This window comes from Pseudomonas carassii (assembly GCF_036324045.1).
In the GTDB taxonomy this organism is placed as follows: domain Bacteria; phylum Pseudomonadota; class Gammaproteobacteria; order Pseudomonadales; family Pseudomonadaceae; genus Aquipseudomonas; species Aquipseudomonas peradeniyensis.
This window is the reverse complement of the sequence record NZ_JAZDCT010000020.1, coordinates 52935-67270: the sequence shown is the minus strand read 5'-3', so window position 1 is coordinate 67270 and position 14336 is coordinate 52935. Positions and strand designations below refer to the sequence as shown.

At 66.8% G+C, this 14336-nt stretch carries 13 protein-coding genes; 6 read left to right on the top strand and 7 right to left on the bottom strand.

What is annotated here, in order from left to right:
- Window positions 1-173: 173 nt before the first annotated feature.
- Genes hemL through V0R62_RS16000 form a run of 3 tightly spaced genes read right to left on the bottom strand, consistent with a single transcriptional unit; the run spans window position 174 to window position 2910 of the window.
- Window positions 174-1457, bottom strand: a complete 1284-nt coding sequence (gene hemL / locus V0R62_RS16010; RefSeq protein WP_330104453.1) for a glutamate-1-semialdehyde 2,1-aminomutase — start codon at window positions 1455-1457, stop codon at window positions 174-176.
- A gap of 17 nt (window positions 1458-1474) precedes the next feature.
- Window positions 1475-2098, bottom strand: a complete 624-nt coding sequence (thiE, locus tag V0R62_RS16005) for a thiamine phosphate synthase (protein ID WP_198745112.1) — start codon at window positions 2096-2098, stop codon at window positions 1475-1477.
- 14 nt (window positions 2099-2112) lie between these two features.
- Window positions 2113-2910, bottom strand: a complete 798-nt coding sequence (locus V0R62_RS16000) for a hydroxymethylpyrimidine/phosphomethylpyrimidine kinase (protein ID WP_186713805.1) — start codon at window positions 2908-2910, stop codon at window positions 2113-2115.
- Between the two features lie 265 nt (window positions 2911-3175).
- On the opposite strand from V0R62_RS16000, the gene V0R62_RS15995 reads away from it, so the two are divergent.
- The 4 genes from V0R62_RS15995 to V0R62_RS15980 all read left to right on the top strand — a co-directional run bounded on the left by V0R62_RS15995 (window position 3176) and on the right by V0R62_RS15980 (window position 9421).
- Complete coding sequence (locus tag V0R62_RS15995; RefSeq protein ID WP_330104452.1) at window positions 3176-5167, top strand: sensor histidine kinase; 1992 nt, start codon at window positions 3176-3178, stop codon at window positions 5165-5167.
- Window positions 5168-5442: 275 nt separating this feature from the next.
- Window positions 5443-7095: an acyl-CoA dehydrogenase family protein gene (locus V0R62_RS15990; RefSeq protein WP_330104451.1), complete on the top strand. Its 1653-nt coding sequence runs from the start codon at window positions 5443-5445 to the stop codon at window positions 7093-7095.
- A gap of 226 nt (window positions 7096-7321) precedes the next feature.
- The gene (amn, locus tag V0R62_RS15985) at window positions 7322-8785 is read left to right on the top strand and encodes an AMP nucleosidase (RefSeq protein WP_110737894.1); all 1464 of its coding nucleotides are present in this window, start codon (window positions 7322-7324) and stop codon (window positions 8783-8785) included.
- Window positions 8786-8791: 6 nt separating this feature from the next.
- Window positions 8792-9421, top strand: a complete 630-nt coding sequence (locus V0R62_RS15980; RefSeq protein WP_330104450.1) for a pseudouridine synthase — start codon at window positions 8792-8794, stop codon at window positions 9419-9421.
- A gap of 112 nt (window positions 9422-9533) precedes the next feature.
- On the opposite strand, the gene V0R62_RS15975 is transcribed toward V0R62_RS15980, so the two are convergent.
- From V0R62_RS15975 to V0R62_RS15965, 3 genes are all read right to left on the bottom strand, one after another.
- Entirely contained in the window at window positions 9534-9737 is a 204-nt protein-coding gene (locus V0R62_RS15975) for a DUF2788 domain-containing protein (protein WP_023378567.1), read from the bottom strand.
- A 53-nt stretch (window positions 9738-9790) separates the two neighbouring features.
- The gene (locus tag V0R62_RS15970) at window positions 9791-10267 is read right to left on the bottom strand and encodes an Lrp/AsnC family transcriptional regulator (protein ID WP_011535815.1); all 477 of its coding nucleotides are present in this window, start codon (window positions 10265-10267) and stop codon (window positions 9791-9793) included.
- A 312-nt stretch (window positions 10268-10579) separates the two neighbouring features.
- A complete protein-coding gene (locus V0R62_RS15965) occupies window positions 10580-11785 on the bottom strand; it encodes an MFS transporter (protein ID WP_330104449.1) in 1206 nt (401 codons plus the stop codon).
- A 132-nt stretch (window positions 11786-11917) separates the two neighbouring features.
- On the opposite strand from V0R62_RS15965, the gene V0R62_RS15960 reads away from it, so the two are divergent.
- Window positions 11918-12502 (top strand): TetR/AcrR family transcriptional regulator, encoded by a 585-nt coding sequence (locus V0R62_RS15960; RefSeq protein WP_330104448.1) that lies wholly within the window; start codon window positions 11918-11920, stop codon window positions 12500-12502.
- Window positions 12503-12587: 85 nt separating this feature from the next.
- Window positions 12588-13424, top strand: coding sequence for a DUF6515 family protein (locus V0R62_RS15955; RefSeq protein ID WP_330104447.1), 837 nt, complete (start codon window positions 12588-12590; stop codon window positions 13422-13424).
- 21 nt (window positions 13425-13445) lie between these two features.
- On the opposite strand, the gene V0R62_RS15950 is transcribed toward V0R62_RS15955, so the two are convergent.
- Window positions 13446-14315: a cation diffusion facilitator family transporter gene (locus V0R62_RS15950; protein ID WP_330104446.1), complete on the bottom strand. Its 870-nt coding sequence runs from the start codon at window positions 14313-14315 to the stop codon at window positions 13446-13448.
- Window positions 14316-14336: the final 21 nt, after the last annotated feature.

The window sequence follows — 14336 nt, the reverse complement described above, 5'->3', positions numbered from 1 at the left end:
CTGATTGTGCATGGGTATTTATTGACTGTACTGGCCCCTGTGGGAGCGGCCTTGCGTCGCGAAAGGGCTGCACAGCAGCCCCAGCGATCTATGCATTTTTGCTGAAATCCTGGGGCCGCTCTGCGGCCCTTTCGCGACGCAAGGCCGCTCCCACAAAGGCGCGGTGCAGCGATTTACTTCAGGGCAGCAAAGGCCTTTTCAGCCGCATCCAGGGTGATCTGCAGCTCCTTGTCGCCATGGGCGATGGAGGTGAAGCCCGCCTCGAAGGCGCTTGGCGCCAGGTAAACGCCGCCGTCGAGCATCAGGTGGAAGAAGCGCTTGAAGCGCTCGGCGTCGCTGGCCATCACGTCGTCGAAGGTGACGATGTCGTCGGCGCCGCTGAAGTACAGGCCGAACATGGCGCCCGCCTGGGTAGTGACGAACGGGATGCCGGCGGCATCGGCGCGCTGTTGCAGGCCGTCGAGCATGCGGCTGGTGAAGGCGCTCAGCTCGTCATGGAAGCCCGGGCGGCTGATCAGCTTCAGGGTGGTCAGGCCCGCGGCCATGGCCAGCGGGTTGCCCGACAGGGTACCAGCCTGGTAGACCGGGCCCAGCGGGGCGATGCAGCCCATGATCTCGCGCTTGCCGCCGAAGCAGCCGACCGGCATGCCGCCGCCGACGATCTTGCCGAAGGTCGACAGGTCCGGGGTGATGCCGTAGTAGCCCTGGGCGCCGCCCAGCGACACACGGAAACCGGTCATCACTTCATCGAAGATCAGCACCACGCCATGCTTGTCGCACAGCGCACGCAGGCCTTCGAGGAAGCCCGGCGCCGGGGGGACGCAGTTCATGTTGCCGGCCACCGGCTCGACGATGATGCAGGCCACGGTCTGGCCGACGTCGGCGAGGGTTTTCTCGACGGCGGCGATGTCGTTGAACGGCAGGGTCAGGGTGTGCTTGGCGAAGTCCGCCGGCACCCCGGCCGAGCTCGGCACGCCTTGGGTCAGCAGGCCGGAACCGGCCTTGACCAGCAGGCTGTCGGAGTGACCGTGGTAGCAGCCCTCGAACTTGATGATGGCGTCGCGGCCGGTGTAGCCACGGGCCAGGCGGATGGCGCTCATGGTCGCCTCGGTGCCGGAGCTGACCATGCGCACCATCTCCATCGACGGCACGATCGAGCAGACCAGGTCGGCCATCTCGGTTTCCATGGCGGTCGGCGCGCCGTAGGACAGGCCGTGCTCGAGCTGCCTGCGCACGGCATCCAGCACGTCGGGGTGGCCGTGGCCGAGAATCATCGGGCCCCAGGAACCGACATAGTCGACGTAGCGCTTGTCGTCCTCGTCGATGACATAGGCGCCTTCGGCATGCTTGAAGAACAGCGGGGTGCCGCCGACGCTCTTGAAGGCGCGCACTGGCGAGTTGACGCCGCCGGGGATGTGTTTCTGGGCTTGGGCGAACAGGGCTTCGGAACGGGACATGGAGTCTTCTCTCGAAATCAGGAAACGAACAGGGCGTTGAAGGCGCGGGCGCGGCGGGTGACTTCCTGCGCGCTGTCGGCACCGAACAGGCCGTGGATCACCGCCAGCAGGTCGGCGCCATGGGCGACCAGCGGGGCGGCGTTGTCAAGGGTGATGCCGCCGATCACGGCGATCGGCAGCTTGACCTGGGCGCGGGCCTGCTCCAGCAGTTCGACGCTGGCGGCGGGCGCGCCCGGTTTGGTCACGGAATTGAAGAAGCGGCCGAAGGCGACATAGCTGGCGCCTTCGCTGGCGGCCTGTTGCGCGAGGTCGAGGCTGGCGTGGCAGGTCGAGCCGATGATCGCCTGGCGGCCGAGCAGGGCGCGGGCCGGGGTGAGCGGACCGTCGGTCTGGCCCAGGTGCACGCCGACGCCCAGGCGTGCAGCCAGCTCGGCGTCGTCGTTGATGATCAGCTGGGTGCCGTAGCGTTCGCAGAGCTTCGTCAGCGCTTCAGCTTCGCGCAGGCGACGTCCGGCGTCGTCGCTCTTGTCGCGGTACTGCAGCAGGCAGACACCGCCTTCGAGTGCTGCCTCGACATGGCTCAGAAAACGGCCGGCGAGCAGCTGGCTGTCGGTGATGGCATACAGACCGCGGAGCGTCATCGGATGGCCTCGAGTCAGGAACAGAAATCCAGGGGCAGGCGGCGCGGCACGTACTGGCCCTTGCCCAGTTGCTCGGCGTCGCGCAGGGTCCGCCAGGTGTAGTCCAGGGCGCTGCGCACGGCGCTCTCCAGGTGCTCGCCCAGGGCCAGGCGACCGGCCAGGGCGCTGGCCAGGGTGCAGCCCGAGCCGTGGTAGCTGCCCGGCAGGCGCTGGCAGGTCCAGGTATGTTGCTGGCCGTCGCGGCTGTACAGGCGGTTGTGGATTTCCACTTCGTCGCCGTGACCGCCGGTGATCAGCAGGTGTCTACAGAACGGCAGCAGCTTCTCGGCGCACTCGTCTGCCGTGCCTTCAGGCAGTTCCGCCAGGATACGCGCCTCCGGCAGGTTCGGCGTGGCGATGGTGGCCAGCGGCAGCAGGCGTTCGCGCAGCGCGTAGCCGACCTCGTCCTTGCCCAGGCGACCGCCGCCGCCGGCGCGCAGCACCGGGTCGCAGACCAGTGGCAGGTGCGGATGGGCCGCGAGCAGTTCGGCGACGGTGTCGACCATCTCGATCGAGCCGAGCATGCCTAGCTTCACCGCGGCCACCGTGGAGTCGGCCAGCACGGCGTTGGCCTGGGCCAGAACCCACTCGCGGTCGAGCACGCGGAAGTCGGAAACGTTGACGGTATCCTGCACGGTCAGGGCGGTCACGGCGGGCGCGGCGTGACAGCCCTGAGCGATCAGGGCTTCGATATCTGCCTGCAGCCCGGCGCCACCACTGGGGTCGTGGCCGGAGAGACAGAGGACAACGGGGCGGGAGCTGTAGGTATTCATGGTCGGCGAGCTTATCACCAAACCTTTTTCTGCGGTTCGCTCGCGGCGAGAGAATTGCTGATCAAGTGGTCAGGTTGGTCTGGCTGTATGTTCTGAAACATGCGTTCTAGAGCCTTCGCATGCAAATTCCAGGTGGCTGATTGCCAGTGCTGGAGGCTATGCTAGAGTGCTCGGATAACTCGATAAATGGGTTCTGCCGGATCACGTCGTCTCAAAGGGATGGGAGGCAACCGCGACGCGACCGCACAGGCCATGCTGGGGCTGTATGCGCTATTTGCTGATTGTGCTTCTGGGCTGCTTGCCCATGCTGGCCGGAGCGGTCGAATTCGACGACGCCACCGGACGCCTGCCGCTGGGCCGGTACATGCAGGTCTATGAAGACCACGATGGCAGCGCCAGTATCGCCCAGGTCAGCTCCGCGGCTTTCGCCGGGCGCTTTCAGGCGCATCAGGACGAAGTGCTCAATGCGGGCTATTCCACCTCGGTGTTCTGGCTGCGGGTTGATCTAGCCTTTGCCGCCGCCCCGTCAGCCGCGCCACGCCAGTGGTTGCTGGAACTCGCCTACCCGCCGCTGGATCACCTGGAACTCTACCTGCCGGACGCGCAGGGCAATTATCGCCTGGCCCGGCGCACCGGTGATGCGCTGCCCTATGCCAGCCGGGAGATCCGCCAGAACAACTACCTGTTCGAATTGCCGCTGCGGCCCGGCCAGGCGACCACCGTCTACCTGCGCCTGCACAGCCAGGGTTCGATCCAGGCGCCGCTGACATTGTGGTCGGCCGAGGCCTACCTTGAAGACCAGCCCACCCGCCTTTACGTACTGGGCATGATCTACGGCGTGTTGCTGGTGATGCTGGTGTACAACCTGTTCATCTACCTCAGCGTGCGTGATGTCAGCTACCTGTACTACATCCTTTATATCGCTTCGTTCGGTCTCTACCAGGTGTCGGTCAACGGTGCCGGCATCGCCTATTTCTGGCCGGACAGCCCATGGTGGGCCAACGCTGCCACCCCGTTGTTCATCGGTGCCGCCGGGCTGTTCGGCTGTCAGTTCGCCCGCCACTTCCTGCAACTTGGCGGCCTCAGCCGGGGCTTCGACCGCCTGCTGAAGGGGTTGATGGCCGGCGGCGCGCTGGTCATGGTGCTGGCGGTGACCCTGCGCTACGGCGTGGCGCTGCGCATGGCCACGGTGCTGGCGCTGCTGTTCACCGTCAGTATCTTCAGCGCCGGGGTCTATGCCTGGTGGCGCGGATTGCGCGTGGCACGCTGGTTCATCATCGCCTGGACCGCCTTCCTCATTGGCGGGCTGGTCAACACGCTGATGGTGTTGGGCTACCTGCCCAACGTGTTCATCACCATGTACGCCAGCCAGCTCGGCTCGGCACTTGAGGTGGCGTTGCTGTCGCTGGCCCTGGCCGACCGCATCAACAGCCTGCGCGAGCAGCAGGCACAGACCCTGCGCGAGACCGGACGCACCCTTGAACAACTGAACCTGCAGCTGGCGCGCAGCAACCGGCTCAAGGACGAGTTCCTGGCCACCGTGACCCATGAACTGCGCACGCCGATGAACGGCGTGATCGGTTCGTTGGAACTGCTGCATACCTTGCCCATGAGCGCCGAGCAGGCCCAGTACCATCGCACCGCAACCGGTTCTGCCCAGGACATGATGGCGATGGTCGACGACATCCTGATCCTCACCGAGCTGCAGGCCGGGCGCCTGCGCAACCAGGGCATGGCGTTCAGCCTGCGACGCCTACTTCAGGAACTGCGCGCCGGCTATGCCAGCCAGGCGTTGGCCAAGGGCCTGTACCTGAGCCTGGACATCCCCGCCGACCTGCCCGACAGCCTGGTCGGTGATGCGCAGAAGCTTGCCCGCTGCCTCGCCTGCCTGGTGGACAACGGGCTGAAGTTCACCCATCAGGGGGGCATCACTGTGCAGGCCCGTGCCCGACGTAGCGGGCCGGACAGTCTGGTCCTGAGCCTCACGGTCAGCGACAGCGGGATCGGCTTCGACGACCTGGACCAGGCCGTGCTGTACCAGCGCTTCTTCCAGGTGGACGGCTCGATGACCCGGCGCTACGGCGGGCTGGGCATTGGCCTGTCGATCTGTCGGCAACTGGGCGAGTTGATCGGCGCGCAGCTGTCCCACGAATCGACGCCGGGGCTGGGGAGCCGCTTCGAGCTGACCCTGGTCCTTGCCGTGGCGCAGGTGCAGGTACCACCGGCGCGTGCCGCCTCGGGACTGGAGCGCTTCTGACAAATCGCGATCTACGTTTCCTGTAGGAGCGACCTTGCCGAGGCGTCGGACCGGCCGGAAAGGGCCGCAGAGCGGCCCCGACAATCTTCGCATCAACACTGAGATCCTGGGGCTGCTACGCAGCCCTTTCGCGGCACAAGGCCGCTCCTACACAGGGATTGCGCATGGTTTGAGGGCGCGAAGCGCCCCCATGTAGTCCGTTTTGTCACTTTGACTCGAGGGCCTGCGGTGCTTCACTGGGTTATCCAGGCATGAACGGATCCAGGAGGCCGCCGATGAACCTGCACCAGTTCGCTGAAACCCACGAAGTCACCAACCAGCCGCCGTCCCTCGACGGTGCCAACCTGTATCGCCTCGACCAGCCCCTGCAGGAGTGGTCGCGCCGGTTCGGCGCCGGCTGGGCCGAGTCGCGGATCGACGCCTACGGTGCCCTGGCCGGTGGTCCGCTGATGGCCGCGGGTTTCCTGGCCAACGCGCACAAGCCCGAGTTCAGCAGCCATGACCGGTATGGCCACCGCATCGACCTGGTGGAGTTTCATCCCGCCTATCACCAGCTGATGCGCACCGCCGTCGAGCACGGCCTGCCCTCGCTGCCCTGGGCCGAGCCACGGGACGGCGCCCACGTGGCACGGGCCTCGATGACCTACCTGCACAGCCAGGCCGAAGCCGGTACCGGCTGCCCGCTGACCATGACCTTCGCCGCCGTGCCGGCCCTGCGCCTGCAGCCCGAGCTTGCCGGCTACTGGCTGCCGAAGATCCTGGCCCGCGAGTACGACCCGCGCAACGTCGGCGACCGGCACAAGGCCGGTGTCACCATCGGCATGGCCATGACCGAAAAACAGGGCGGTACCGATGTGCGCGCCAACACCACCCGCGCCTACCCGGTGGGCACGCCCGGCCCGGGCCAGCCCTATGAGCTGGTGGGGCACAAGTGGTTCTGTTCAGCGCCCATGTGCGACGCCTTTCTCACCCTGGCCCAGACCGACAAGGGCCTGAGCTGCTTCCTGCTGCCGCGCCACCGGCCCGACGACAACCGCAACCAGTTCTACATCCAGCGCCTGAAGAACAAGCTGGGCAACTGTTCCAACGCCTCCAGCGAAGTGGAGTTCCGCGGTGCCCTGGCCTGGATGATCGGCGAGGAGGGGCGCGGCGTGCCGACCATCATCGAGATGGTGGCCATGACCCGCTTCGACTGCATGGTCGGCTCCAGCGCCCTGATGCGCCAGGCCCTGACCCAGGCCGCGCACCACTGTGCCCACCGCAAGGTCGGCGGACGCGTGCTGGCCGAGCAACCGCTGATGCAGAACGTGCTCGCCGACCTGGCCCTGGAAAGCGAGGCGGCCCTGGCCCTGAGCCTGCGGATGGGCCAGGCCCTGGACCGCCTCGATGACCCGCAGCAGGCGCACTTCGCCCGGCTGGTCACGGCCGTGGGCAAGTACTGGATCTGCAAGCGTGCCCCCGGGATGATCAACGAGGCCGCCGAATGCCTGGGCGGCGCCGGGTATGTCGAGGACAGCATCCTGCCGCGGCTGTACCGCGAGGCGCCGGTCAACTCGACCTGGGAGGGCTCGGGCAACGTGCAGTGCCTGGACGTGCTGCGGGCCTTGTCGAAGGAGCCGGGCGTGCTCGAGGCGCTGTTCTGTGAGTTGGGAGACGGCCATGGCGATCCGCGGCTGGCGGCGTTCATCGGCAACCTCAAGGGTGCCTTCGCCGATACCGGCGATATCCAGTACCGCGCCCGGCAGCTGACCGAGGACATCGCCGTGGCGCTGCAGGCCAAGCTGCTGCTTGAGGCGGGCAACGCCACGGTGAGCGATGCGTTCATCGGCAGTCGCCTTGGCGGCGGCGGGCGGGTGTATGGCGCATTGCCGCGCGGGGTGGATGTCGAGGCGCTGGTGGTCAGGGCGACGCCTGCCTGGGCCGGTTGAAGGATGGCTTCATCCCCCTGTAGGAGCGGCCTCGTGCCGCGAAAGGGCTGCAAGGCAGCCCCAGATCTCAGCGGTCAAGGCGGAAATTGCTGGGGCTGCTGCGCAGCCCTTTCGTGGCACAAGGCCGCTCCTACAGGGAATTGCACAGCACCGACACTGGGGGTGTATTTGCCCGGTAACGCAGGCAAGATGGCTGTCATGCATTCCATAAGACAGGAAGCCCAGCGTGAGCCAAGCGTTTGTAGTCGTTGATACCCCCGAACAGGCCGTCGACCGTCTGGCGGCCTTGCATGAACAGGCCACCGGGGCCCTGAGCCAGGCCCTCAAGCGCTACCTCAAGGACCGTACCGAGCCGGGTGACGAGGAGCGTGCACTGTTCCGCTACCCGGCCCTGCGCCTGACCTATTCCAGCCAGGGTGAGGTAGCCGCCACCACCCGCGCCTACGCCAAGGTCCAGGTGGACGGCACCTACAGCGTCACCGTCACCCAGCCGGCGGCGTTCCGTGGCTACTTGCTCGAGCAACTGCGCCCGTTGATGCACGACTACACCGTGACCGTGGCAGTCGGCGTCAGCGAGCAGAACATCCCGTACCCCTACGTGGTCGACCAGGGCGACGAGCTGGCCGGCAGCGGCATCACCGCCGCGCAGCTGGCGCGGGTGTTCCCCAGCACCGACCTGTCGGCGGCTACCGACAACATCGCCGATGGCCTGTACGACTGGGAAAGCGCCGAGACCCTGCCGCTGGCGCTGTTCGACGCCGCCCGCGTGGACTTCTCCCTGCGCCGCCTGGTGCACTACACCGGCAGCGACTGGCGGCACATGCAGCCGTGGATCCTGCTGACCAACTACCATCGCTACGTCGACCAGTTCATTGCCCATGGCCTTGAGCAACTGCGCGAGGACCCACGCTTCGTGCGCATGGTCCTGCCGGGCAACGTGATCATCGAGAAGGGCATGGACAACGGCGAGGCCCAGGCCCTGGTCGCCAGCGTGGTCTGGCACCGCTACCAGATGCCCGCCTACCACTTGATTGCGGCCGACGGCGATGGCGTGACTCTGGTCAACATCGGTGTCGGCCCGTCCAACGCCAAGAACATCACCGACCACCTGGCGGTGCTGCGCCCGCATTGCTGGCTGATGATCGGCCACTGCGGCGGCCTGCGCCAGTCGCAGACCATCGGCGACTACGTACTGGCCCACGCCTACATGCGCCGCGATGGCATCCTTGACCGCGTGGTGCCGCCGAACATCCCGATCCCGGCCCTGGCCGAGGTGCAGCTGGCGTTGCAGGAGGCGGCCGCGCAGGTCACCGGCGAGCGTGGCGAGCAGCTCAAGAAGCGCCTGCGCACCGGCACCGTGCTCACCTACGACGACCGCAACTGGGAGCTGCGCTGGGCCCAGGAGCGTCCGTTGATCAACCTGTCCCGCGCCGTGGCAGTGGACATGGAGAGTGGCACCATCGCGGCCCAGGGCTACCGCCTGCGCGTGCCGTACGGCACCTTGCTGTGTGTCTCCGACAAGCCGCTGCACAGCGAGATCAAGCTGCCCGGCTCGGCCAACGCGTTCTACAACCGCGCGGTCAGCCAGCACCTGAAGATCGGCATCGCCGCCCTCGACCTGTTGCGCACCGAGCTCAACTCGCTGCACTCGCGTAAACTGCGCAGCTTCGATGAGCCGCCGTTCCGCTGAGGATCCATGTCCCTGCCACCTCGTAGCACACCGCGTCGCCCTGCGGCGCGGCCCACCGGCCCGCGTCGCCAGCCCAAGGCCCCGCCGGCCGAGCCGCGTCTGATCCTGTTCAACAAGCCGTTCGATGTGCTCACCCAGTTCAGCGACGGCGAGGGGCGGGCCACGCTCAAGGACTTCATCGACATCCCCGGCATCTACCCGGCCGGGCGCCTGGACCGCGACAGCGAAGGTCTGCTGCTGCTGACCAACGACGGGCGCCTGCAGGCGCGCATCGCCGACCCGAAGCACAAGCTGGCCAAGACCTACTGGGTACAGGTTGAGGGAGAACCGAGCGAAGAGCAGCTACAGCGCCTGCGTGAAGGCGTCGAGCTCAACGACGGGCCGACGTTGCCGGCTCAGGCGCGCCTGCTCGCGGAGCCTGAGCTGTGGCCACGCAATCCGCCGGTGCGTTTTCGCAAGAGCGTGCCGACGGCCTGGCTGGAGCTGGTGATCCGTGAAGGTCGCAATCGCCAGGTGCGGCGGATGACGGCGGCGGTTGGCTTGCCGACCTTGCGCCTGGTGCGGGTGCGCATTGGCGACTGGACGATCGAAGGGCTGGATCAGGGTTGCTGGCGCGAGGTGCCGGCGAAGCTTTAAGCCGCACACGTCCCCCGGCAATTTCTGCCTTGATGCTGAAATCCGGGGCTGCTTTGCAGCCCTTTCGCGGCACAAGGCCGCTCCTACAAGGAAGGGTAGAGTTGGCAGGCCGCTACACCCCTTCGAGAAACCCCACCACCACGCTCTTGATGATGAACGCCAGCACGCCAAGGCCCAGCACAAAGAACAGGATCAGCGTGCCAAAGCGCCCGGCCTTGGACTTCTTCGCCAGGTCCCAGACGATGAAGCCCATGAAACCGATCAGCACGGTGACCAGGACGATCATCATCCATTCTTCGAATACTGCGGGATCCATCGGTTCACTCCAGGCAGATTGAGCCCCCGATCATACGCCGCACGCGCGAGGATTCAACGCAGGTGGGTCAATGGCAGCTCGGTGCTGGCCAGCACCTGGTTGAGCACGAAGCTCGAGCGCACGCTGGTCACGCCTTCGATACGGGTCAGGCTGCCCAGCAGTAGCTTCTGGTAGTGGTCCATGTCCGGCACCACCACCTTGAGCTGGTAGTCGGCGTCCATCCCGGTGACCAGGCTGCACTCGAGCACCTGGGGCAGGCTGCGGATCGCCGCCTCGAAGGTCTCGAAGCGCTCGGGCGTGTGCCGGTCCATGCCGATCAGCACGTAGGCGGTCAGGCTCAGGCCGAGCTTCTTGCGGTCCAGCAGGGCCACCTGGCGCGAGATGTAGCCGTCGTCCTCGAGTTGCTTGACCCGACGTGAGCACGGAGAGGGCGACAGGCCGATGCGTTCGGCCAGTTCCTGGTTGGAGATGCGCGCATCGCGCTGCAATTCGGCGAGGATGCTCAGGTCGTAGCGGTCGAGCTTGCTCATGGAAAGGACCTTTTCTGTTCGGATTGCTGCGAATTATCGATCCTGAGTGAAAAATTGCGCAAGCGCTATTTATCAGAGCAATCTTCGCAATCCTCTGCCCCGGCGTCTGGCCTATCTTTATCACCAGAATCACTGCCCGGACATCAGTCCACGGCGACGCGCCCTAGGCGGGCGGTCGCGGCCAGCCATCCAACAGGATCCGCCAGGCCCCCGGGCTACGCACTGTCCAGAAGACGGCGCGAGGTGAGCCGGTGTCACAAGCGCCGAGCACGGACGACAATTCCCGAAGGGAGGCCGCAAGGCCTCCCTTTTTTATTGCGCCGCAGGCTGAGCGCGTGGGGCCTTGCGGCGACCGACCACGGCCAGCGCCGCCAGCAGCACCAGCAACCCGCCCGCCACGGCAATCACGAAGCCGCTGCGCGCTGTCGTGGCGTCCACCCACTGGCCGGCGCCTGCCGCGCCGATGGCCACGCCGACATTCAGGCCGGCCAGCAGCCAGGTCAGGCCCTCGGTCAGCTGGCGCTCGGGCACGTTGCGCTCTACCAGGGCCATGGTCACGATCATGGTCGGCGCGAAGAACACCCCGGCCAGCAACACTGCCGCGGCCAGCAGGGCGAGGTTGTCGACCATGAGCAACGGCAGGGTAGCGAGCAGGGTGGCCAGTGCGCCGAGCAGCAACTGGCGGGGCAGCGGCAGTCGCCAGCGCAGGGTGCCGAACAGCAGCCCCGAGGCACAGGAACCCAGAGCATAGGCCGACAGCACCAGGCTGGCCGCAGCCGGCCGCCCGTGTTCGCTGGCGAAGGCGACACTGACGATGTCCACCGTGCCGACGATCATGCCCATCGCCACCATCAGCAAGGTCAGTTGACGCACGCTCGGCAGCCGCCATACCGGCAGGTCACTTGCCACCGGCGCGTCGACAGCTGCCGGTGGCGGTTCGCTGGCGGTCTGCATCGCCAGTGCCGCAGTGCCCAGCAATAGCAGCGCGGCGGCGGCCAGCAGCCCGGCCTGTGGCCACAGTGCCACGCTGAGTCCAACCGCCAGGGGCGGCCCGGCGATGAAGCTGACTTCGTCGAGCACGGTTTCCAGCGAGTAGGCGGTCTGCAGTTGGGGTTGGCCGCGATACAGGTGGGTCCAGCGGGCGCGGACCATGGCCGACATGCTGGGCATGCATCCGGCCAGCAGGGCGGCGACGAACAGCTGCCAGTCGGGGCCGCGCAGCCAGGCGCAGGCCGCCATCAACAGCAGCCCGAGCACGCTCAGCAGCCCGGCCAGCGGCAGCACCCGGCGTTGGCCCAGGCGATCCACCAGGCGCGAAACCTGTGGTGAAAGCAGGGCGTAGGTCAGCACGAAGCAGGCCGACACCGCCCCGGCCAGGGCATAGCTGCCGCGCCATTGCGCCAGCAGGGTGATGATGCCGATCCCGGTCATCGGCAACGGCAGGCGCGCCAGCAGCCCGGCCAGGGTGAAGGCGCGGGTACCCGCAGGGATGAACAATTGGGCGTAGGGGTTGGACATGTTGCTCCTCCTTGAGGCGGCCCGCTTGCCGGTGGCTGGGCGGGGCGTGAATAATACGTACAGTGCGTATGATTAAATATTCATACGAGCTGAATGTAAATATTCATACGAAGTGTACGTAAAGGAGAGGCCATGGTTCGCCGCACCCGTGCCGAAATGGAAGAAACCCGTGCCGCCTTGCTGGCGATGGCCCGTCAGGTCCTCGGCGAGCAGGGGTACGCACAGACGTCCATGGACGATCTGACCGCCCGCGCCGGGCTGACCCGCGGCGCGCTGTACCACCATTTCGGCGACAAGCAGGGCCTGCTGGCGGCCGTGGTGGCGCAGATCGACGGCGAGATGGACGCGCGCCTGCTGGCCATCTCCGAAGCCAGCGATGACCCTTGGCAAGGCTTCTGTCAGCGCTGCCAGGCGTACCTGCGCATGGCCCGCGAGCCGGAGATCCAGCGCATCGTCCTGCGCGATGCGCGGGCCGTGCTGGGCACCGCTTCGCCTGAGGCGCAGCAGCATTGCATCGCGTCGTTGCAGCGGATGTTGGCCGGCCTGGTCCAACAGGGCGTGGTGGCCGAGGCCGACCCTTGGGCGCTGGCGGCGCTGGTGCATGGCAGCCTCTCGGAGGCGGCATTCTGGATCGCCCAAGGCGAGGACGGTGATGCTCGGCTCGGTCAGGCACTGGGGGCGCTGGAGTTGCTGCTACGCGGCCTTTTGGTGCGCTAGGCTGTCGGCTATTTCATCTGCCGGTCGCGGTCCGCGGAGTAGACTGCGAACGGTAAAGGCGAGCGTTTTCATCGAGAGGAACAACATGAGTTCGCGCATCTGGCGGTTGGCAGGTGTTGGTTTGCTGGGCCTGGGCATCAGCCTGGGCGCCTTGGCCGAGGGGCCCGGGGACGGACATGACGGCCATGGCGGCCAGCAGGAGCAGGGCGGTGGCGAACGGCGCGGATCGCCGCTCAATTCACGTGATGAAGTGCGCCAGACGCAACCGCCACGCCAGGGCTACTACCAGGACATTCCCCGTCGCTACGGTGACAACCGTTACTGGGAGGCAGGCGGCCCGGGTCAGCGCCCTGGCGGCGATTGGTCAGGCCGGCCTGATGGTCATGGCAATGGCTGGGGGCCAGGGCCGCAGTACCATCCCGGGCATACCGTCGACCGCTTCCCGGATCGCTACTGGAAAGTGCCGTATCGTGGGCAGGACTATTTCTACTCCGGTGGCTACTGGTACCGGCCCCATGGCGGCGGCTACGTGGTGGTCACGCCGCCCTACGGTGTGCGGGTCGGCTACCTGCCGCCCTATGCCCGTGAGGTGTGGCTGAGCGGTGCGCTGTTCTTCCTGGTGGCCGATACCTACTACCAGTACCTGGCCGACAGCCGCGAGTACGTGGTGGTCAACCCGCCCGCCGTGGCGCCTGCGCCAATGCCACAGCAGGGCAGCGGCTACGATGTGATCGCCTATCCGATGTACGGCCAGGGCCCGGAGCAGCAGGAGCAGGACCGCTATCAATGCCATCGCTGGGCGGTGAGCCAGTCGGGGTTCGATCCGGCGACCGTCACCTATGCGCCGCCGGCCAATGTGGCGGACAACTATCGACGGGCGTTGGGGGCGTGCCTGAGCGGGCGCGGCTACAGCGTCAATTGACGGGGCATTCGCGATAACAGGCTACACCGGGTCGGCGTGGACCATCACATCGGCCCGTGGATAGCGCTGGCGAATGACCTGCGAGGCCTGCACGCACAGCTCATGGGCGGCATGCAGCGGCATGTCGCCGGGCAGCTCCAGATGCAGTTGCACGAACCACTGGCTGCCGGATACCCGCGTGCGCAGGTCATGCACCCCCTTCACCCCGGGGATCGCCAGCACCACTTCGAGCATGCGCTCGCCGATATCGGCAGGCAGCTCCTTGTCCATCAGGATCGCCGTGCTCTCGCGGGCGATCTGTAGCGCGCTCCACAGGATGTACAGGGCAATCCCCAGGCCGAACAGGGCGTCGAGCTGCGGCCAGCCGAAGCGGGCCAGCAGCAGCGCCAGCAGGATGCTGGCGTTGAGCAGCAGGTCGGAGCGGTAGTGCAGCGAGTCCGCGCGCACGGCGGTGGAGCCGGTCAGGCGGATGACCTTGCGCTGGAACGCCAGCAGCGCCACGGTCAGCGCCAATGACAGCAGCATTACCGCGATGCCGGCGGCGGGGTCGCCCAGAGGTTCCGGCGACTTCAACCGCTCCACCGCCTGCACCCCGATCAGCACCGCGCTGACCCCGATGAACAACGCCTGGGCCATGCCGGCCAGGGCTTCGGCCTTGCCATGGCCGAAACGGTGGTCGTCATCGGCCGGGCGCAGGGCGTAATGCACCGCCAGCAGGTTGAGGAAGGAGGCGGCGGCATCCAGCGCCGAGTCGGTCAGCCCGGCCAGCAGGCTTACCGAGCCGCTCAGCCACCAGGCCACGGCCTTGCTCAGCACCAGGATGCAGGCGACGCTCAGCGAGGCGCGGGTGGCCAGGCGCAGCAGGCGTTGGTGTTCGGCGGTGGCGGTCATGCGCAGGGGATCGTCCGGATC

Excerpts from the sequence above, each read along its gene's own strand:
- V0R62_RS15960 (WP_330104448.1), top strand. The coding sequence starts at position 11,918 with ATGGTTCGCCGCACCCGTGCCGAAATGGAAGAAACCCGTGCCGCCTTG.
- V0R62_RS15950 (WP_330104446.1), bottom strand. The coding sequence starts at position 14,315 with ATGACCGCCACCGCCGAACACCAACGCCTGCTGCGCCTGGCCACCCGC.
- V0R62_RS15970 (WP_011535815.1), bottom strand. The coding sequence starts at position 10,267 with ATGAGCAAGCTCGACCGCTACGACCTGAGCATCCTCGCCGAATTGCAG.
- V0R62_RS15975 (WP_023378567.1), bottom strand. The coding sequence starts at position 9,737 with ATGGATCCCGCAGTATTCGAAGAATGGATGATGATCGTCCTGGTCACC.
- V0R62_RS15980 (WP_330104450.1), top strand. The coding sequence starts at position 8,792 with ATGTCCCTGCCACCTCGTAGCACACCGCGTCGCCCTGCGGCGCGGCCC.
- hemL (WP_330104453.1), bottom strand. The coding sequence starts at position 1,457 with ATGTCCCGTTCCGAAGCCCTGTTCGCCCAAGCCCAGAAACACATCCCC.
- V0R62_RS15965 (WP_330104449.1), bottom strand. The coding sequence starts at position 11,785 with ATGTCCAACCCCTACGCCCAATTGTTCATCCCTGCGGGTACCCGCGCC.
- V0R62_RS15955 (WP_330104447.1), top strand. The coding sequence starts at position 12,588 with ATGAGTTCGCGCATCTGGCGGTTGGCAGGTGTTGGTTTGCTGGGCCTG.
- V0R62_RS15990 (WP_330104451.1), top strand. The coding sequence starts at position 5,443 with ATGAACCTGCACCAGTTCGCTGAAACCCACGAAGTCACCAACCAGCCG.
- V0R62_RS15995 (WP_330104452.1), top strand. The coding sequence starts at position 3,176 with ATGCGCTATTTGCTGATTGTGCTTCTGGGCTGCTTGCCCATGCTGGCC.
- thiE (WP_198745112.1), bottom strand. The coding sequence starts at position 2,098 with ATGACGCTCCGCGGTCTGTATGCCATCACCGACAGCCAGCTGCTCGCC.
- V0R62_RS16000 (WP_186713805.1), bottom strand. The coding sequence starts at position 2,910 with ATGAATACCTACAGCTCCCGCCCCGTTGTCCTCTGTCTCTCCGGCCAC.